Consider the following 20,447-nt stretch of genomic DNA (forward strand, 5'->3'; position numbering starts at 1 on the left):
TCACATTGAATGAGGCGTTACCCGTAGAAGTAGCATGCAACTGTAAACTAAACGTTACACTTAGACAAAAATGCCGAAGGATGGGGGTCTTCCGCTGTATTTTACTGACAAGACGTAAACAAATCGTGACAGTTAATTTTCCTGCCATCAGAAATTGTTAAAAAATTTTCTTACGTGCTGTTTCAAGTACCGTCTCAAGCGCCGTCTTGAGCACCAATGCCGTAGCGTTTGAGTTTGTTAGCAATAGTGGTGTGAGAAACACCCAATCGCTTTCCTAATTGGCGGCTGGACGGATATTGCTGATACAGCGTACTTAAAATATTTCTTTCCACCTCTCCTAACATGTCGCTCAAGCTTCCCTCTAAGGGTATACCCGCCAGCTCAGGCGATACGTCACTATGGGGAAGACGCAAATGCACCGGCTGAATGGCTTTTTCTTCACATAGCGACACCGCCTGGAACAACACATTTTCCAGTTGACGCACATTACCCGGCCAATCGTAACGGGTGATTTTTCCCAGCGCTGCAGGCGAAAGTTCGGGCAGAGGGCAGCCTATCTGACGCGCCGCACGATCAAGCACATAGGCCGCCAACTCTTCGATGCCGTCCAGGCATTCACGTAAAGGTGGCACCTGTAGCGAAAGTACATTGAGCCGGTGATAAAGATCCAGCCGAAACAGCCCTTCACTACACAGCTGTGGCAGGTTTTGTTGAGTGGCACAGATCACTCGGACATCCAGAAAGGTTTCCTCCTCGCTACCCACTCGCCGGAAGCCACCATCTTGAAGAAAACGCAGCAGTTTCGTCTGCAGCCGTGGGCTCATTTCCCCTACTTCATCGAGAAAGACGGTGCCACCTTCATTAAGCTCCAGAAGGCCAAGCTTTCCTTCTGGCCGAGCGCCTTCAAAGGCACCGGGTGCGTAACCGAAAAGCTCTGTCTCGGCCATTGATTCAGGCAACCCGGCACAGTTAAGCACCACAAACGGCGCTTGCCCGCGAGGGCTTGCCAAATGACAGGCACGAGCCACCAGCTCTTTGCCAGTCCCCGTTTCCCCTACAATCAGCAGCGGTGCATCCAGCGGTGCCATGCGTCGCGCTTCGTTAATCACCGCCTCCAATCGCGCACTCGACTGAAAGATAGCCTCAAAGCCACGCAGTTCCTGGCGCTGCACTTGGTAAATCCGTGCACCGATACGGTCGGCACGGTGCAACGTCACCACCGCCCCGGCTAATGAGTCCACCTTGGTGTCTTCGGTGTGCAGTGGCGCAATATCGGCAAGATAGGTGTCGCCTTTTAGTTTGATCCGCAGCCCATTGATACGTGAGTTGTTGCGGCGAATCACCTCGGGAAGGTCGACTTCGTCAAGGTAACGATCCAGTGAGAGCCCTGGCACTTCTTGAACGCGCACCCCCAACACCTGAACAGCGATACGGTTGGCCGCCACAATGCGACCCTGCATATCTATCGACATCACGGGGTCAGAAAGCGAAGACAGCAATGCATCCAACTCCAAATGACGACGCTCGCTAGGCATTAAACTCGCGCGTTTGACGCCAAATACGCCTGGTATTGCTTCCAATACCGGCTTAAGCGTACTCAGCTGCGCATTAAGCAACTTTGGAACATGCAAATAGATGGTATTGCCCTGCTCGCCACCGACTTCTCCCCGTGCGACATTAATTCGGTAGTCGGCAAACTGGGCCACTATATCGCGAAGAATACCAATGCGATTCTGACAGTAAAATTTAAGACGCATAGAACCCTCACGGCATAAAAAACCACTTACTTAAGAAGCCTCTCTGACTAGGCGCCACCTGGAAAATCGGCGATTTCGGATATAGCCTAGCCACCACTCACTGGCAGCCCCTGCTCCTCTTTCATACTGCGCAGTATGATTTCAGAGCGGACCTGGGTGACATTAGGATGAGGTAATAAATGATGATGAATAAAGTCCGAAAACTCGGTGAGGTCTTTGGCGATAACGTGCAGTACATAATCTGCATCCCCCGATACAGAATAGGCCTCTCGAACCATGGCATGCTTTGTCAGTAACGCTACAAAATCATCATCCATGCTTTCACCGTGCGCTTTAAGGTTGACTCTGGTGATCGCACGTAAGCCAAACCCCAGGCTGCTGGCATCAAGCCTAGCCGAATATCCTTTAATTACCCCTTCAGCTTCTAAGCGCGCTTTGCGTCGGGAACATTGAGAGGGTGACAGGCTGACATGCTCGCCCAGTTCTGAATTGGTGAGGGCTGAGTTCTTTTGCAACGCTGATAAAATTGCAAGATCATAACGATCTAAAGAAATCCCATGCATAAAATGCTCCTATTGCGCACAAGCTGTGCGCTATTTGGCGGCATCTTGGGTTAGTTTGCAACCTAATTGCACCGCCTCTTCCCTATACTGAGCTTGTTAATCTACAAGACAATAATAGGAGAAACAGCGATGGGTCCTTTTCCTCATGACGCCCCTAAAGTAACCATTAGCGATGCAAACCCAGCAGGTACGGATGGCTTCGAATTTGTTGAGTTTGCCCATCCCGAGCCGGAAAAATTAGACAGCCTATTTCGGCAAATGGGCTTCATCCCCGTTGCAAAACACCGTAGCAAGTCAATTACCGTTTATCGTCAGGGTGATATCAACTACCTGCTTAACAGCGAGCCTAACTCCCATGCGTCAGCGTTTATTGAAGCGCACGGCCCCTGTGCACCAGCAATGGCTTGGCGTGTTGTTGATGCTCAGCATGCCCTAAAACGTGCTGTTGATTTAGGGGCTGAAGAGTTCACCGGTAATAAATCCATTGATGCACCGGCAGTTGTTGGTATTGGCGGATCGCTGCTTTACTTTATTGATACGTACGGTGAGAAAGGCAGCTGTTACTCAAACGAGTTTGAGTGGTTAGATGAGGAAGATCCTAAGCCTAAAGGCTTTGGTTTTTACTATCTTGATCACCTCACTCATAACGTTATTCGCGGCAATATGGACACGTGGTATAAGTTTTATCACGACACCTTTAACTTCCGTGAAATTCGCTACTTCGATATCACTGGTAAAGTCACCGGCCTTACCAGCCGCGCATTAACCTCGCCCGATGGCAAAATTCGTATTCCGATTAATGAAAGTGCCGACGATCACAGCCAAATTGAAGAGTACTTACGCGAGTACAACGGCGAAGGCATTCAGCATATTGCCATTGCAACCGATGATATCTATACCGGCACTGACTTAATCGCTGACGCGGGGCTTGAATTTATGCCTGGCCCGCCGAGCATTTATTACGAAAAATCGCTTGAGCGCGTCAAAGACCACCAAGAGCCTCTCGATAAACTGCGTAACCGCGGCATTTTGATTGATGGCGAAGGTGTCGTGGGCGGTGGCGAAACCAGAATTTTGCTACAGATTTTCTCAAAAACGGTGATTGGCCCGATCTTCTTCGAGTTTATCCAACGTAAGGGCGACGACGGTTTTGGAGAAGGCAATTTTAAAGCACTTTTCGAATCCATCGAAGAGGATCAAATCAACCGAGGCGTGTTGCAAGGCGCTACTGAATAGCAGTAATGCTGAATAATAAACCGCCACAATAACAACATTAGCGATGCCAAAAAGGAACCACTGTGCACGACGCTTGGCGTAACTATGCGAATGCCCCCCAAGCGGGGGCTACTGTTTGCTCTTCTCACCTTATAGAAGAGGGCACTTCACGCTGCTTAGAAATAATAAGTAAAGATGAACCTTTCCCTGTCATTGTAACGCGCATAGAGGGTGAGATTTATTGCTACGTTAATGCCTGTCCCCACCAGTATTTACCGTTAAATTATCGCTCAAACAGCATCATTTCATCAGATAAAAGCCGTTTGCTATGCAGCGCCCATGGCGCAGCATTTGATAGTAAAACAGGCAACTGCTTAACAGGCGCATTCGATAACCTTGACGCAATACCCGTCTTTGAAGACCAACAAGGGAATGTATGTATCGGGCCTTTGCCTACATGAGTAAGTAATGCCTTATGGGGCCAATCCACTTACTAGAAGAAAATAGCTCCCTAGCCACGCTGGTGGTCATCCATTAGGTGCGACTCGCTGCCTTCACGAAGGCGCTCGATAGAGGCACTGCCCTGCTTAGATAAAGCCGCCAGGCGGTCAATTTGCTCATCCAACCGAGGCAGCGCTTCCTGGCGGTAGGTCGAGAGGTCATCAATGGCACCCATCACCTCGCCGAAAGCGTCTTCCAGCATTTGCATATCGAGCATCGCTGAAGAAGCCCGTTTCTGAATATCCACGCCCTGCTGACGCAGTGCCTTGGCGGTACCGCCAATCATCTGTGAGGTCGTGGTATTAAGGGCTTCAATGCGGTCCAACACTAGGCGCTGGTTGGCCATGCCCATAGCCACAGTGACCGCAACGGTGAGCGCCGAGACGGTGACGTTAATGGCTCTATCCACACCACGCATCAGCTCTCGGTTGTTGCGAATGATGACTTCTAGCGCCAGCACGCCTTGCTGGCTAACGGCCAGCTGCTGCTGAAGGTCGACGATGCGCTGACGGAGAGGAAAGAGCAGTTCTTCTTCAAGGAAATGACGCCGTGGATCATCAACAGCACGTGTGTCGATGTCATCCTTCAAGCGACGGTCAATCAGACGACCCAACGTCACTTGGCGGTTCAATTGGTTCAGAATATCCCTAAGGGCTTGCTGGTCATCATTTAAGGTGAGGTTGTCGCGATGCAGCATGTCGCGACCACTCTCTAACTCGTCAATGATCGCATCAAGCGCCTGCTGAGCGTTCTCAAATTTGCGGAAGTAGCGTTGCAGGCGGCTGTCGAGGCCAGGAATAATCGCCATCACGCGATCAAGGGCACTGGGTGCCAAGCGGTGGCGGGCAGGGTCAAGCCCTTCCATACGCCCACGAAGATCGGTCAGTGCCTTGGCGACTGGCCCGCCTTCGTCGCCTTGATGCGCCAGCTGTCGTAATGGTGTCTGTAGCATGGCGCTGCGATGAGCCGCTTGCTGCTGCAGCTCAAGCCCCATCTCATCGACGGCACGGCGCTGGCTAACCACCGACGCTTCGTCACCCTCGGCAAGAATTTCCGTGACAAAGCGCTCAGCCATGGCCTCAAGTTCAGGATCGACACCAGAATCATTGGAGGTGACCGCGTCAGCAATCTCCTCAACTGGCGGTAAAGAAAGACGACCTGTGTCATCGGATGGCTGAGTCATTGGCATCTCCACTGTTCTTAAAAATCATTCTTAAAAATCATTCTTAAAAATCGTTCTTAAAAATCGTTCTTGAAAATCGTTCTTGAAGACGGTCTTAAACACCCGTCTTGGAACCATATGACAACTCCGCGAACGAATTACTCCTTGCGCGCATAGCGACCCGCACCTTCGACGAAATGGCGCAAGTCCTCTAATGCTTTCTCGGTAGTGACAGCTGCCTGAGGCCGTGCGGTTTCGATTCGTGCCATAGAGACGGCCGTGTCGTCGAGTACGGTCAATGCCGACTCCACCTGAGCAGAGAGCTCCTGAAGCCGCTTTTCAGTCTCGCTAAGCAGATCCAGACGCCGCATCAGGGCGGCCCGCTCTTCTGTACTCAATCGATGGCTTTCCCGGGTCAGGCGGTCACGCACATAATTACCGTCCACACTTGCCACGCTGCGAGCTTGGGAAGCCATGGTAGTGAGCGTATCCACCGAACCGAGGCACACTTGCGCGACTAAGCTTTGCGAGCGCTCAAAGGCCAGCTCACCACGTTGGAATCGGCCACTGAGCACCTCCATGACATGGTAGTAACGGCTATAGAGGCGGTCAGCCAGGATCGCCAGATCAGAACGATGAACATCAAGCAAGCGCTGTTTGGCTTGGCACATTGCCATTACCAAATCATCGGCTCCCTCGGGCGGCGCTGCCGGGTCGAGCACCAACACGCCAGCTTCATGAGCATTGCGCGCTTGTTGAGCACGGCGCTGTTGCGCTTTGGCGTTAATCTCGGCCTGCTGACGGCGCGCGCGACGGCGAGCTAGCCAGCCTCTCAAGGTTCGCTCAATGGGCAGTGCTACCGGGATGGCGACAATCCCCGCCAACCACCCCAGCAAGCTTGGACTGAAACCGCCCCACAGTGAGGTCAGCCACAGCAACATGCTGATGAAAGGCACTGTCAGGCAATAGCGCAAAATGACATGCAGCCGACCTGGTGCCGCCACCGGAACTGCTAGGCCAGGGTTGAAGAGCCCTACCAGCAACCAGGGCAGGCAGGTCATAAAAAGACCATAAGAAAATCCCTGCAGGAATCCCAACATTGCTTCGGCTACCTATATTCGTGGAACGCACATGACAAGACGTAAATACCCAGAATAGTACCACTAAAACAGGGTAACCAAGGTGAGACGTTGATCACTAGGAGGCTAGAAAAAGTTACAGATGACGATCCAAACATCTGCTCACTAGACTGCTTCTATTTAGCAAACGCTCTTGGCGTGATCGGCACTTAACTCCTACGTTGTTTTAAGGACGGTTGTAAAAATAGACGAATAAAGCTGACCATAAAGGCACAGGGAGATGTAGCGATGGATGCATTTGCGAGGAAGCTGGGCCTCAAGACAGATCCCGTCATTTTTTTCACCTCTGCAGGGATCATGATCATTTTCCTGACGGCGCTTTTGATTGCGCCAGACGCGATAGGTGAAGCTTTCGGCGCAGGGCGGCAGTGGATAGTTACTAACCTTGGCTGGTTCTTTATTTTAGGGGTAACGAGTTGGGTAGCATTCTTGCTGTGGGTAGCGCTCAGCCGTTATGGGGTAATCCGCCTGGGTGGCAATGATGCGAAGCCGGCCTATACCAATATTTCCTGGTTTACCATGCTATTTGCTGGCGGTATTGGCACAGTATTGATGTTCTGGGGGGTAGCAGAGCCTATCTCCCACTTTGCAACGCCCCCTCGGCCGGATGTTGAGCCCTTCTCGGTGGACGCCGCCGACGATGCCATGAGCTTTTCTATCTACCATTTAGGGCTGCATACCTGGTCAATTTTCGCCATGCCGGGGCTGGCGTTTGCGTACTTTATTTACCGCTACAACCTGCCGATGCGCTTCAGCTCAGTGTTCTACCCGCTGATAGGTGAGCGCATTTACGGCCCTGTTGGCAAAGTCCTCGATATTTTTGCCATTCTAGGTACCCTGTTTGGTGTGGCGGTTTCTATCGGTCTTGGTACCCAGCAAATCAATGCAGGGCTGACAGAACTGTTTGGCGTGCCAGATGCAGTGACGACGAAAGTCATCATCATCGCCGTTCTGACGACTGTCGCCGTGGGATCGATCGTCGCGGGGCTAGATGCCGGCGTGAAACGGCTTTCCAATATCAATATCGGTATGGCCGTCGGTCTGCTAATGTTTGTGCTGTTTACTGGCTCGACCGTTTTCCTGTTGCGTGCTGTTGTCGAGACCTTTGGTCTCTATATAACGAATCTGCTTCCCATGGCGTTCTGGAACGACACGCTGGCCAGATATACCAGCAATGACGGCAGCGGCTGGGGATGGCAAGGCAGTTGGACAGTGTTTTATTGGGCCTGGACAGTAACGTGGTCGCCTTTTATCGGGATCTTCGTCGCACGCATCTCCCGTGGGCGAACCATCCGTGAGTTTGTCCTTGGGGTGCTGTTCGCACCTTCCATCTTTACGCTGATCTGGTTTGCGATCTTTGGCTGGTCAGCAATGGAAATCGATGGGATTGGCGCTGAAGCCCGCGCAGCCCTGGGAGCTCAAGCCGGCACATTGTCAGCTGCCGTCGGCGAAAGCATTCCCCTCGCCATGTTCGCATTTTTCGAGAACTTCCCAGCCGCCACCTTAATCCAGGGCTTGGCAGTGGTGATCGTCGCCATCTTCTTTGCCACCTCATCAGACTCCGCATCTCTGGTCGTCGATATGCTGTGTACCGGCAGTTCCGACCCTGGCCCTTGGCACCAGCGGGTATTTTGGGGCGTCTCTGAAGGCATGCTAGCGGCCATGCTTATTGTACTAGCGGGCGATGCTGGACTGACCGCCTTGCAAGAAGTGATTACCGTGGTTGGCCTACCGATGTTTATTCTAGTGTTCGCCATGATGTTCTCTTTATTCCGTAGTCTCGGCCATGAGGATCTTAGCGAAGTTCGTGTCGGTGCCCCACCCAGCCCAAAGGAGTTACGGCCAGATGACTAGGTAATGCAGTGCCTTTTGACACCATCAAGTAGTGTTACGATTCAGGCGGTTGTAAATAGCCTGAGTTCCCAAGGCCTCATCAAGCTGTCTATCATTATTCAAAACCAACTGAGCATCTGAATAACTTAGACTGCCAGTCTATGACCGGAGAACTCCATGCCATCCCCCCTCGTGACGACCCAATTTTTGTTCTGGATGGGGGACTGCCACAGTGGCTAGCCGAAAAGCGGGACGTTGTTGCTGCTATCGCTGTACGACGGTTCTTGGGCAGACTGGGGACGTGATGAATCACTCCCAGTGGCTTAGGTTTTGTATGAATGGCTCTGGCCAATAGCAATGGATGCTTCACAAACCTCTACGCAAACAGGAACGTCGTGTACAAAATTTATTCAACGAAGAGGGTGGTGCTAGATTGAAACCCTAGTCAGTTTCCTGATGCCTTTTTCGATGGCCATGGTTTTCTATATGGCTATACAAAACTCATTGCTAGTAGCTCACAAGGGGGCTATGGTTGCCCCCAATAAGGCCCCTATCGGTGAGACTGCTACGCAGTCACATTATTGCTTAGGGGCTTCTTATTGATCCTGTAGCCAAAGCTTTGTGCCGAGGCAGCGCCTCAGCCATCAACACCGCTGAGGTTCTATTTGTGGCTGCAGGAATTCGGGTGGACACAAGCTCACCTTGGTCGGCCTATCATTTTTGGTAACACGACGTTGGCCTCTTGGTTGCTCGCAACCTACGCTGGTTTTTTTATTTTCTGGCTACCACCAATCCTTCCAGTCTTCCGTAATCCTCATCCCGCTCAAATTCAGCTTCCTCGATGAGCGCTGCTATGGAAACTGTTCCAGGTGTTCAGCCAACCGATTATGCCACTGGGTGTTCGGACAAATCGACGTCACCAGCATGCGTGTTGTAGCTAACAGCAGGAACAGCTTGAAACGAGTAGCACTGAGGCGGTAGTAGCCTACCCGCTGCAGATAGTTCCGTCGGTGACCACCAAACCTCGGGAGTTGAGCAGTGAATCGCCCCGGTTATTCCAGGGACTGGTTTGTTTGAGTCAGACAGCTTCACCCGAAGGTGAAATACCTCCGTTTTGAATAAGCCGATTATGGTCTCAGCCAGCGCACTGTCGTAGGAGCCGCCAGTGGTGCCGACTGAGGCATCGATACCCTCATCAGCCGTACGCTCTGCGTAGAAGATCGAGAGATACTGGCTTCCCCAATCACTATGGTTAGTGATGTAACGCACTTAGGCGTGATTTACGTTACAACACGACTAAGCTGACAACGAGTTAGTAGCAATACCCGATAAAAAGAGGCTTTAAATTTTTAAATAACTTCAAAAAGCCCGGCAAGATTATTGATGCATTGGCATAACTGAACGGATAGGTGCCACCACCTCTATACCATCTCCGTTATCAAAAAATAGATTTAAGCTGACTGAACCGCCTGTATTAACAGGTTGACTTAAGCCAATTAACATCAAATGCAATCCTCCGGGGGCAAGCGTTACTTTCCCTTGAGCAGGTATTTCAATCGCCTCCACCTGACGCATCTGCATGACTTCATCTATCACGACATGATCATGTAACTCTGTATATTCTGTGATGCTATTTTGGGCCTCTATCAAGCGTACTGGCGCATCACTTTGGTTATACAGCGTCATAAAAGCAGCCGTCGCAGGTGAACCGGGCGGTACCTCTCGTACAAAAGGATCTTCAACGATCAGCGAATCAGCTTGTACAAACGAAGTAAACACTATTGCGCTTAACGCTAGTACAGTAGAACGAACGCTTAACATATTTCATACCCCCTATTGAGCTATTATTTCATCTCAGTGGAAACCATATAAAAAAACGCCTGGGATCAGTATTTATGCGTTAGCGCCTTAGGTATCAGCTAATTGGAGGGCTTGAGCGAACTGCTCTTCATTCAACGTTTCACGCCAATATTCCACACAGCTAGAGCGCATCATCAGCAAATCGGATTCCAGCTGACCAATAAACGCTGCCTTTTCAGTACGCACTCCAGTGTTAGCACCACTGAGAATCATTTGGCGCAGCTCGTTGCGCTGAGCAACCACAAGATCTTCCAATGCCTCTCGTTCTGCAGGGCTCTTAGCCATCCAATCTTTCAAAGCAGACCGCTGCTCACTATCTAGCTGCAAGTGGTCAGCATTTCGTGCGATTACAGGGGTCAACATTACAATAGGGCTAGAAAGCTCTGAAACATCACGAGAATCACTGACAGTTTGTGCAGTAGCAACACTTACTCCCAAGGGGACAATGAAGGTAGCTGCGAGTAGAAATTTAATAAAAAGCATAATGTTATTCCTATAGAGAATAAAAGAACACTTTACGACTCTGTAGCCTTTTCCGTAATGCGAGAGATTGTCGCACCTGCAAGTTAGCCGACTGCCATTTGATGGGCAGTGCACTGAAGCGAGACTGGCTATTTATAATGCTTCGTCCTAGGTGGGCTGGTCGAGATCGGGGCGATTCTCCCTGTCGACGCATTCACTGTATTGGATGCAAAAAGCCGTCAATAATTATCCAAAAATTAAATTGACGTACAAACCTTGTATCGATAGCCTGTGGCTGGTTTATTTTAGCGAGAGACTGTTTATGTTTTCTTTGCTCCAGCGGCTTACTGTTGCATTTTCTTCCGAGCCTACTGATTCTTCAGAACTCTCGCACACAGATACTTTTACGTCTCTCTTCGATGCATTGCCAGTGGCCATCTTACAACTAGATCGTTACGGCAATGTTCTGAAAAGCAATCCTTCTGCACAGCAACTGTGGGGTAAGGAAGCGTTAGTAAGAGGTGATTGTCGGCCCATAATTCCTGGCCTAAAAACTGACACCAGTGCTGAACAAATTTTAGAAAGCGTAGATGTCACAGGACAAAGCTTCACTGTTAGTGTCACCGTAGTGCCTTATAAGGAAGGGCTCCTAGCAACCACCCAACGCCTGCCGTCGTTACCTACCAATCACGCTCAACAGGCGTTAGAAAAAGCGCTAGATGCAGTCGTTACCATTGATGCAAAGAACCACATTGTTTTTTTTAACGATGCCGCGCAACAGCTATGGGGTTACCAACGTGAGGAAGTACTAGGCCACAACGTCAAGCTACTGGTACCGGAAGAGCACCGCAACCAGCATGACGAATATATCGGACGTCATCGTCGTACTAGGCAAAACCGCATTGTTGGTAGCAGTCGTGATGTGGTGATGCGTCGCCGCAACGGCGAAACTATCTGGGTCAATATTTCTCTTTCTGAAGTCATCGTAGAGGGTGAAACTTGTTATACCGCTTTTGCTAAAGATATTACTGACCAGCGCCTTCTTAAAGAGCGCCTCAACCAAACATTGGAGCAGGCTTTAGACGCTGTTGTTAGTATCGATAACCAAAATAACGTCACCTTTTTCAATGGCGCAGCTGAAAAACTGTGGGGATATAGCCGCCAGGAAGTACTGGGGAAAAACGTTAAAATGCTAGTACCACAGTCAATTCAGCCGAATCATGACGCTTATGTAAATGCTAATCGTGGGGGTGGAGATAATAAGATCGTGGGCTTCACCCGAGAAGTTCCAGTTCCCCGTAAAGACGGCGAAATTCGTTGGGGAAGCGTTACGTTATCTAAAGTAAAGCTTGGCACAGAAACTCACTATACAGCTTTCTTTCGCGATGTGACTGCCGATGTCAATCTGCGCCGCGAGATGGATGACAAAATGAGCAAAGTAGATGAAGCGAGCCAAAAAATCAGCGCTTTGGTCGCGTCAATTGATGGCATTGCTAGCCAGACAAACTTACTATCACTCAATGCCGCTATCGAGGCCGCTAGGGCAGGAGAAGCCGGCCGAGGGTTTGCAGTTGTTGCACAAGAAGTGCGCCGGTTGGCAGAGAGCTCATCTAATGCTGCCCGTAAGGTCAGCAGTAGCGTTGAAATAACGCGTAGTTTGCTTGGCGAATTAAAGGAAACGCTGAAGCATCTAGCTGAAAAAAAATAGCGTGAACAACTTATACTCCAATGCGTGCGCTACCCTACCTAAGTTTTAGCCAGTAGCGCACTGGCATCCTTCTACACGCTATTTTTCATATGTTCATCGAATGAGTCATACCTCCAACCTGCTTAGTGTGCTGTTTTGACAGGCCTCGCGTAAGGAAGCGTTAGCCCTTACTGGCGTGTACCTCTTTTTCCCTACGCGATGATTAAGTTCCTCGCCACCGCAGCTGCCCTAGACAACTTCTGATCAAGCACTAGATGCGACAAACCGTCATCCTTGATATCGCCACTTCCGTTTGTGGCTTCAGCCTCATTGCCTGTACAATAATTAAGTTATAAGAATATTACTTAAAGCGATATAGGCTTGTGTTTTATCACGTGCGCTTTGCCGAGTGAACGCTCGCAAAGTACGGATATCGCGTCATGCTCTCGGAGGTCGTCATGGAGCTCGATCCGCTAATTTTATCCCGCTTGCAATTCGCGTTTGTCGTTTCCTTTCACGCTATATTTCCTGTGTTTACGATTGGCCTAGCATCTTATATTGCTGTTTTACATGGCTTATTTTATAAAACAGCCAACCAAGCATGGGATCGTTTAGCTCAGTTCTGGACCAAGGTGTTTGCCGTAGTGTTCGGTATGGGCGTCGTGTCGGGTATTGTGATGTCCTTCCAGTTTGGCACTAACTGGAGCAACTTCTCGTACGCTACATCGAACTTCCTTGGTCCTATCCTCAGCTACGAGGTGGTCACCGCCTTCTTCCTTGAGGCAGCCTTTTTAGGCGTTCTTCTCTTTGGCCGCAACAAGGTGCCGCAGGGAGTTCACCTATTTGCCGCCATCATGGTGGCTATCGGTACGTTCATCTCGTCTTTTTGGATTCTTTCCGCTAACAGCTGGATGCAAACGCCGGCAGGCTATGAGCTGATTGATGGTCGCTTCCATATTACCTCGTGGCTTGAGGCCATTTTTAACCCGTCGTTCTGGTACCGCTTCGCGCACATGGGCATGGCATCGTTTCTCACCGGTGGTTTTGTGGTGGCTGGCGTTAGCGCGTGGTACCTGTTGCGCAACCGCGATGTAGAGGCTAATAAGAAAGCGCTCTCCATGTGCCTATGGTTACTGCTCTTTTTAACACCCGCGCAGGCATTAATCGGTGATTTCCACGGGCTAAATACCCTGGAGCATCAGCCAACCAAAGTGGCGGCCATGGAAGGCAACTGGGAAACCCGCTCTAACGTACCACTGCTGCTTTTTGCACTGCCTGATCAGGAAAATCAAACCAACCGGTTTGAGCTTGGCATTCCCAACATGGCGAGCATCATCCTCAAGCACAGCGCTGATGGCGTGATTCCAGGACTTTCCGAGGTAGCTCCTGAAGAACAGCCACCGGTAGCGCTAGTGTTCTGGTCTTTCCGCGTGATGGTTGGCATTGGCTTTTTAATGATTGGCGTGGCCCTTCTGGGGCTAATACTGCGGCGCAAAGGGCGCATTTTTGAGAGTCCCCTGTTCCTGAAAACACTGGTGGCGATGATTATCACGCCGTTTGTGGCCGTGCTTGCAGGGTGGATCGTGACGGAAGCAGGCCGCGCGCCATGGCTGGTGTATGGGGTGATGACCCACGCACAAGGCTTAACGCCGTCACTCACCGGCGCGATGGCGCTGTTTACGCTAATTGGGTATGTCGCCGTGTATAGCGTGGTGTTTGTCGTCGGCGTGTACTACCTCACCCGCGTAGTACGTAACGGCATGCACGACGACCCCATTGAAGTTAAAGGAGAAGTTGAGCGTCCTAAGCGTCCGTTTTCTGCCGCGCACACCCCGTTAGATGATGACTTAGGCGATCGCACCGCAGGAGCAAACGTATCATGAGTATCGACTTAGCCTTAATCTGGGCGGTAATCATCGGCTTTGGCGTGATTATGTACGTCATTATGGACGGCTTCGATTTGGGCCTGGGGATCCTATACCCCTTTGCCCCTGATGAAGATTCACGCGATGTGATGATGAACTCTGTCGCCCCCGTTTGGGACGGTAATGAAACCTGGCTGGTACTCGGTGGCGCTGGGCTTTTAGGCGCGTTTCCGCTGGTCTATTCGGTCTTCTTACCAGCGCTCTATATTGGCGTGTTTTTGATGCTTGCCGGGCTGATTTTCCGCGGCATTTCCTTTGAGTTTCGCTTCAAGTCGCACAAAAACCGCCGCTGGTGGAACCGCGTTTTTTTCTTAGGCTCGGCTATCGCCGCCTTTGCTCAGGGCGCCGTGGTGGGGGCCTATATTCAAGGGTTTGCCGTTGAAGATTTTCGCTACGTCGGCGGCGCACTCGACTGGTTAACCCCCTTCACCGTGTTAACCGGATTAGGATTAATGGCCGGCTATGCGCTATTGGGCGCTACTTGGCTGATTATGAAATCAGAGGGCCATGTGCAGCAGTGGGCCTATGCCATCACGCCTAAGCTGTTGCTGGCGGTCTTGGCTGTGTTTGCCATTGTGAGCATCTGGACACCGCTCGTCAGCCCTGAGGTGTATAGCCGCTGGATGGATACGTTCCAGCTGATTTGGATCTTCCCTGTACTGGCCTTGCTCTGTTCAGGTTTGGTGTACCGTTCGGTCAAGCGCCAAGATGAAGGGCTACCTTTTGTCATGGCGTTAGGTATCTTCCTGTTTACCTACCTGGGTCTGATTGCCAGCAAATGGCCAGTGATTGTGCCGCCTAACTATACCATTTGGGATGCTTCCTCTGCCCCAGAGTCGCAGCTGTTCTTACTGATCGGCTTCTTGTTTGTGATCCCTATTGTGTTGGCCTACACCGCCTGGACCTACTGGGTGTTTCGCGGCAAGGTCAAAGTGGGAGAAGGCTATCATTGATGCTTGCTACTTCAATCAGCAGGGCGTAAACACATGACAATAGGTCCGCGCGTTGCTGCATGGTTTATGCGCTTTCCCATGCTCAGTGGTGTCATGCTGCCCTTAGTCGTCGGCCTGCTGATTGTCACTTTGTATCAGTCGCTCACACAAGATATGGACCAACGCGACCACTTAGGCCGCACTGAGCTTTTCCGTGCAGTAGAGATTAGCGATAACGACAGCATAGCGCGCCTCATACGACAAGGCGCAGCACTGGACAGGTCAGACAACTGCGGTTGGTCGCCGCTGATGAAGGCCGCCTCGCTCGGTAACGTTGCCGCCCTGGATCAGCTCTATCAGGCAGGTGCCCACTTAGAGCATCACGACGACAGTCACTACACCGCGTTAATGGTAGCCGTTGTAAGTCGCCAAACAGCGGCAGCGGCATATTTGTTAGCGCAGGGGGCTCAAGTAGATCAGCAAGATACGCTGGGTTGGACAGCGCTGACTTGGGCTGCAAAGCAGAATGACCACCCCACAGCGCAGCTACTTTTAGACCATGGCGCAAACCCGTTACAGGCCGACCACAAAGGCCAAAGTGCACTGCACTGGGCGGCAATGGAAGGGCACGACGATATGGTCCTATTTCTCAGCAGTACGCTTTAACGACCTAAGTAAATAAGGATACAGCGTGAATCTATGGCTATGGGCGTCTAGTATTTTCATCGCCAGCATACTGGTCGCTATACTCTTTCACTGTTTTCATCAGCGCTTGCGCCAACAGCTTACCCCCGCCCATGAAGCCGTGATTGATGGAGAGAATACATACTCTCCCAATCGACAAACCATACGTTTTACGACGATGAATGGGCTCACATTAGAAGGATGGTGGTTTACCACGACGCATGAGCAAAAGGGACATGCGATATTAACCCATGGCTGGGGTTCTAATCGTACTGCCCTTCTACCGTTAGTTCCCGTATTGCTGGCGGCCGGATGGAATGTATTGGCATTTGACGTGCGCAATCATGGCAATAGTGATGAGGATACCTTCTCCTCAATGCCTCGTTTTGCAGAGGATATTGACGCTGCACTCGACTGGTTACATAGCAACTATGATCGTCGTGCTACGGCACTGATTGGTCATTCAGTAGGGGCTGCTGCCACGCTGCTAGCTGCGTCACGCCGAAGCGATATAACCGCTGTTGTTAGTATTTCGAGCTTTGCTCATCCAGCAGACATGATGAAGCGATGGTTAGCAGAAAAAGGCATCCCCTTTTTTCCCCTAGGCTGGTACGTACTTCACTATGTGGAGCGAGTGATTGGATATCGGTTCGATGCTATTGCTCCACTGCATACATTAGCGTACATCTCTTGCCCTGTACTGTTAGTGCATGGCGACAGTGATTGCGTAATACCTCAAACAGACGCTTATAAATTGGCGAACCAAGGGGGTAACGCTGTTCTGCGTTTAGTGCGTGGAGGGCACGACTTAACACCAAGCATGACGCAGCACAGTGATGAACTGGTGGCATTTTTACAGGCATCTGTCGCTTCGAAGGAAGCGATGTGCCTCGCAAGTTAGCCTTCAGTTCATCACTTTCTTGCTAACGTACTATCTACACCCATTATCAGTCGCCTGGGCCACATTCCATGCAACGCTCAGTAATGCTTGGCCCTTGCTTTAGATTAGCCTGCAAATCACGCAGCCCCGACCTTACGCCTTCTTCAATAACAGGATGATAAAAGGGCATTGCCAACATTTGGCTAACGGTCAGCTTTTGCTCTAAGGCCCAGGCAAGCAAGTGGGCAATATGCTCCGCGCGAGGCCCTAACATTTCAGCCCCTAAAAAGAGCCCGCTGCCGTGCTCTGCGTAAAGCGCTAAATAGCCATGGTTTTCACCCATTACGAGCGCCCTGCCTTGGTCGTCAAACGACACGCCGCCTTCGGCAATACAGTCACACCCGCCGTAGCGCGCCTCTAGCGCTGCACGGCTCTCCCCCACAATGGCCATTTGCGGCTCGGTAAACACCACCGCGAGCGGCACATTACGCTGCCCCACTTGCACATCATCTAGGCGGGCGGCATTGCGTCCGGCAATTTTGCCTTCGGTGATCGCTTCATGGAGTAGCGGAACGGACTGGTTGGCATCGCCCGCGATGAAGATAGGGCTATGTGTGTTGTCCTGAGCTAAACACTGCGTGGTGAAACGATTAAACCGAGGAACACCACGCTCATCTAGCGCTATGCCTGCTTTCTCGATATCCAGCTGATCGACGTTAGGCTTACGCCCTGTTGCGGCTAGCACGTAGTCAAATATTTCCGTGATTTTTTGTCCGCTGTCCCGCTCATAGAAGGTAATGGCGACGCCATCGCCTTGGTGCTCAACCTGCTCAATGGTGGCATCAGGGTCTAGGTAGAGCTCTCGATTGAATGTTTCATCGGCCAGTTGCCTAAGCTTGTCAGACTGAAACGGCCCCACAGCACCGCCAACACCAAAGGTACGTGTGCGCACACCTAATCGACTAAGCGCCTGCCCTAGCTCCATTCCAATAACGCCCGGCCCCACCACCGCCACGGAGGCTGGCAGCGCATCCCAATCAAACACATCATCATTGATGATTAAGCGGTCTCCCGCCCCTTCCAGCAAACGTGGCCACGTTGGTCGAGAGCCGGTGGCAATGATAATGGCGTTGGCTGTCAGTTGGGTATGGTCACCAATGGCGAGCGTGTGTGGGTCGATAAACCGCGCGTGCCCCTGCAGGCGGTGTGACTCGGGAATCGACTTCATGGAGGACAACACATTGCCAACGAAGCGGTCGCGCTCGCCTCTAACCCGAGCCATCACCGCATGCCCGTCAACCGCCACCTCGTTAATGGTGACACCGAACATTCCTGCATTTCGAGCGCTATGGGCCGTGTTTGCAGCTGCGATCAGTAGCTTAGAGGGCATGCACCCCACCCGAGCACACGTGGTGCCATACGCACCGGACTCTATTAAGACAACATCATCGGTGTGCTTACGCGCAGCATGCCAAGCACTAAGCCCAGCGCTGCCCGCACCAATAATGGCGACCTTCGTTTGCTGTTGTTGCATAACGCGTGTTCCTCTTCCTTCAGCACAGTATGTTTAAGCGGCGGGTAAAGGGCGGCCGACACGGGGTATTAAAAACACTCACAGAGACATCATTAGTCACTGTGTTAGGCGCGCACAGTAAACTAGCAAGTCGCCCCACTCGCCGACTTAAGGGAACGAATCTCGAAACGTTAATCCCAAGCAGCTCCCTCCAGCGCATCCAGTGGAATTTTTAAATAACGCTTACCGTTGGCCTCTGGCTCTGGCAATCGGCCACCTCGGGCGTTCACCTGCAAAGAGTGTAGGATTAGCTTAGGCATCGGTAATTCGCTATCACGTTTATGACGTAAAGCGACATAGTCCGTTTCACTGACACCTGCTAGATGCGGGTTGCAATCGCGTTGCTCCGCCACCGTACTTTCCCACTGAGGCTCTCGACCATCGGGCATATAATCATGGCCGGTAAACAAGCGAGTAGCGGCTGGAAGCGCCAGAATTTGCTGAATAGACGCCCATAGCACGCTGGCATCTCCGCCGGGAAAGTCCGCTCGTGCAGTGCCGAAATCAGGTTGAAAGAGCGTATCGTGAACAAATGCCGCATCGCCGATCACATACGTAATAGACGCAAGCGTATGGCCTGGGGAGTACATAACTCGAGCCTTTAGCTCGCCAATTGTGAATGTATCGCCTTCGGCAAACAACGTATCCCACTGGCGTCCATCGGTGGGCATATCAGGCCAGTGGTAAATCTCTTTCCACAGCGCCTGCACCTTGGTGACGTGCTGGCCAATCGCCGTTGGAGCGCCGGTTTTTTCTTTCAAATATTGTGCTGCAGAGAAGTGATCAGCATGAGGATGGGTATCCAGTATCCACACCACTGATAAACCTTTTTTATTGATATAGGCCAGCAATTCGTCAGCATGGTGGGTCGCCGTTGCCCCTGATTTCTCATCAAAATCTAAGACAGGGTCGATAATGGCACACTGCTTCGTTACGGGGTCACTGACCACGTACTGGACGCTAAAGGTGCGCGGATCAAAAAAACCGGCAACATCAGGCGTCCCCATAGCGGTATGATCAGAATGCGCAAAGATATTCATGCGTTATTCTCCCTAAGATTGGCTGAAAAGCGGCGTAATGACTGACCGTAGTCAGCCATTTGCTCATCATCAACAGCGGTTAAACGGATTTCTTGCAGAAGTACCAGTCGGTGTATTCGTAGCCTTCTGATTGACGAGCCTCAGCATCGTGAGTCGTGTGGGGAGGCGGCACGATAACGGGTTGACCCGGCAACCAAGCTTCAGGCGTTGCAACGCCATGCTCGTCACTGGTTTGTAATGACTTAACCAAGCGAAGCACTTCCTCTACGGAGCGGCCATTACTCATTGGGTAGTACAGCATCGCCCGCAAAACGCCTTCTGGATCAATTACAAAGGTGGCACGTACCGCCGCTGTATCACTAGCGCCTGGCTGAATCATGCCGTAGGCGTTGGCCACTTTCATGCTCAAATCAGCAATGATCGGGAAGGTAATCTCAACACCAAAGTTCTCCTTGATGCTGCGGGTCCATGCGATATGCGAATGGATACTGTCGATAGACAAACCCAGTAACTCTGTATTCACCGCGTTGAACTGATCAGCGTAGTTTGCAAAGGCCGAAAACTCTGTGGTGCATACCGGCGTAAAATCAGACGGATGGGCAAAAAGAACTAGCCACTTCCCACGATAGTCACTTAACGACTTTTCACCGTGTGTTGTTTTAGCCGTGAAATCCGGAGCCGGACGGTTAATCTGGGGCATAACGGGCTGAATAGTATCGTTCGACATCATCAATTCCTGTAGGATCAAATCTATTTGCAGGAATAACGATAGCTCATTTTGTTATATATAGCGAATAGACACGCCCTATTGCTGCAATAGAGATGCTCGTCTCCAGCATGCACTACGGCTAACGTCTTTTTACCTATCAAATGCAGCCAGCACAGATCCAGCCTTGCTAAAGCCTAGTCAAATGGAGCTAACATAGCTTTTTTAGTAGAAATAACGCTGCTGTGAAGATGGTTGGAGAAGCATCTCATAACGATACCTACCACAGACAAAAATTTAGCGCATGCTGATGCGGGACTTTTAGCGTGGGTATTAATCGATACTAAGGTGTGTCTAAATGCCTCATGCAAAAAACTTATGTATGCCCTAAGCTTCCTAAAGAGAAAATAATATTATTTCCTTAGGTCATTTTGGCCTTAATATCGAACGTCTTACGAAAAGCACTATGGTCGAGATAGTAAATCTCTTTTTCAGTGCCGTGCTAGCTCTTAGTAGCATGAGCTAATA

Annotated in this window: 17 protein-coding genes and 1 pseudogene; 8 read left to right on the plus strand and 10 right to left on the minus strand. The window is 50.9% G+C overall.

What is annotated here, in order from left to right; genetic code table 11:
* Positions 1–194: 194 nt before the first annotated feature.
* Both CR46_RS0106095 and CR46_RS0106100 read right to left on the minus strand, forming a co-directional pair.
* Positions 195–1,757, minus strand: a complete 1,563-nt coding sequence (locus tag CR46_RS0106095) for a sigma-54-dependent transcriptional regulator (RefSeq protein WP_030070945.1) — start codon at positions 1,755–1,757, stop codon at positions 195–197.
* Between the two features lie 86 nt (positions 1,758–1,843).
* Positions 1,844–2,320, minus strand: a complete 477-nt coding sequence (locus CR46_RS0106100) for an Lrp/AsnC family transcriptional regulator (protein ID WP_030070947.1) — start codon at positions 2,318–2,320, stop codon at positions 1,844–1,846.
* A gap of 129 nt (positions 2,321–2,449) precedes the next feature.
* Between CR46_RS0106100 and hppD the strand changes: the two genes are divergently transcribed.
* Complete coding sequence (gene hppD, locus CR46_RS0106105; protein WP_030070948.1) at positions 2,450–3,556, plus strand: 4-hydroxyphenylpyruvate dioxygenase; 1,107 nt, start codon at positions 2,450–2,452, stop codon at positions 3,554–3,556.
* Between the two features lie 62 nt (positions 3,557–3,618).
* The gene (locus CR46_RS0106110; RefSeq protein WP_030070950.1) at positions 3,619–3,996 is read left to right on the plus strand and encodes a Rieske (2Fe-2S) protein; all 378 of its coding nucleotides are present in this window, start codon (positions 3,619–3,621) and stop codon (positions 3,994–3,996) included.
* A gap of 50 nt (positions 3,997–4,046) precedes the next feature.
* Here CR46_RS0106110 and CR46_RS0106115 read toward each other — a convergent pair whose 3' ends face one another.
* Both CR46_RS0106115 and CR46_RS0106120 read right to left on the minus strand, forming a co-directional pair.
* Complete coding sequence (locus CR46_RS0106115; RefSeq protein WP_030070952.1) at positions 4,047–5,219, minus strand: toxic anion resistance protein; 1,173 nt, start codon at positions 5,217–5,219, stop codon at positions 4,047–4,049.
* A gap of 137 nt (positions 5,220–5,356) precedes the next feature.
* The gene (locus tag CR46_RS0106120; protein WP_232222349.1) at positions 5,357–6,259 is read right to left on the minus strand and encodes a cobyrinic acid a,c-diamide synthase; all 903 of its coding nucleotides are present in this window, start codon (positions 6,257–6,259) and stop codon (positions 5,357–5,359) included.
* 306 nt (positions 6,260–6,565) lie between these two features.
* Between CR46_RS0106120 and CR46_RS0106125 the strand changes: the two genes are divergently transcribed.
* Positions 6,566–8,191, plus strand: a complete 1,626-nt coding sequence (locus CR46_RS0106125; protein ID WP_030070956.1) for a BCCT family transporter — start codon at positions 6,566–6,568, stop codon at positions 8,189–8,191.
* Between the two features lie 1,071 nt (positions 8,192–9,262).
* Here CR46_RS0106125 and CR46_RS18530 read toward each other — a convergent pair.
* From CR46_RS18530 to CR46_RS0106135, 3 genes and pseudogenes are all read right to left on the minus strand, one after another.
* Positions 9,263–9,430: pseudogene (locus tag CR46_RS18530) on the minus strand (IS3 family transposase); the annotation flags it as partial.
* 117 nt (positions 9,431–9,547) lie between these two features.
* A complete protein-coding gene (locus CR46_RS0106130; RefSeq protein WP_030070958.1) occupies positions 9,548–9,991 on the minus strand; it encodes a copper chaperone PCu(A)C in 444 nt (147 codons plus the stop codon).
* An 87-nt stretch (positions 9,992–10,078) separates the two neighbouring features.
* Positions 10,079–10,513: a hypothetical protein gene (locus tag CR46_RS0106135; protein ID WP_051690126.1), complete on the minus strand. Its 435-nt coding sequence runs from the start codon at positions 10,511–10,513 to the stop codon at positions 10,079–10,081.
* A gap of 205 nt (positions 10,514–10,718) precedes the next feature.
* Between CR46_RS0106135 and CR46_RS17700 the strand changes: the two genes are divergently transcribed.
* From CR46_RS17700 to CR46_RS17705, 5 genes are all read left to right on the plus strand, one after another.
* A complete protein-coding gene (locus CR46_RS17700) occupies positions 10,719–12,200 on the plus strand; it encodes a PAS domain S-box protein (RefSeq protein ID WP_084180386.1) in 1,482 nt (493 codons plus the stop codon).
* A 437-nt stretch (positions 12,201–12,637) separates the two neighbouring features.
* A complete protein-coding gene (locus CR46_RS0106145) occupies positions 12,638–14,062 on the plus strand; it encodes a cytochrome ubiquinol oxidase subunit I (RefSeq protein ID WP_030070963.1) in 1,425 nt (474 codons plus the stop codon).
* On the plus strand, positions 14,059–15,057 hold the full coding sequence (cydB, locus tag CR46_RS0106150) for a cytochrome d ubiquinol oxidase subunit II (RefSeq protein ID WP_030070965.1): 999 nt from the start codon (positions 14,059–14,061) through the stop codon (positions 15,055–15,057). Before CR46_RS0106145 ends, cydB begins: the two co-directional genes overlap by 4 nt.
* 33 nt (positions 15,058–15,090) lie before the next feature.
* Positions 15,091–15,702, plus strand: a complete 612-nt coding sequence (locus CR46_RS0106155; RefSeq protein ID WP_051690128.1) for an ankyrin repeat domain-containing protein — start codon at positions 15,091–15,093, stop codon at positions 15,700–15,702.
* A gap of 25 nt (positions 15,703–15,727) precedes the next feature.
* On the plus strand, positions 15,728–16,621 hold the full coding sequence (locus CR46_RS17705; RefSeq protein ID WP_051690129.1) for an alpha/beta hydrolase: 894 nt from the start codon (positions 15,728–15,730) through the stop codon (positions 16,619–16,621).
* A gap of 46 nt (positions 16,622–16,667) precedes the next feature.
* Here the strand turns inward: CR46_RS17705 and CR46_RS0106165 are convergent, their stop codons facing one another.
* The 3 genes from CR46_RS0106165 to CR46_RS0106175 all read right to left on the minus strand — a co-directional run bounded on the left by CR46_RS0106165 (position 16,668) and on the right by CR46_RS0106175 (position 19,940).
* On the minus strand, positions 16,668–18,134 hold the full coding sequence (locus CR46_RS0106165) for a dihydrolipoyl dehydrogenase (RefSeq protein ID WP_030070972.1): 1,467 nt from the start codon (positions 18,132–18,134) through the stop codon (positions 16,668–16,670).
* Positions 18,135–18,304: 170 nt separating this feature from the next.
* Positions 18,305–19,213, minus strand: a complete 909-nt coding sequence (locus CR46_RS0106170) for an MBL fold metallo-hydrolase (protein WP_030070973.1) — start codon at positions 19,211–19,213, stop codon at positions 18,305–18,307.
* 79 nt (positions 19,214–19,292) lie between these two features.
* Entirely contained in the window at positions 19,293–19,940 is a 648-nt protein-coding gene (locus tag CR46_RS0106175) for a peroxiredoxin (protein ID WP_030070975.1), read from the minus strand.
* Between the last annotated feature and the right edge of the window lie 507 nt (positions 19,941–20,447).

This window comes from Vreelandella neptunia (assembly GCF_000712975.1).
Taxonomy (GTDB): Bacteria; Pseudomonadota; Gammaproteobacteria; order Pseudomonadales; family Halomonadaceae; genus Vreelandella; species Vreelandella qaidamensis.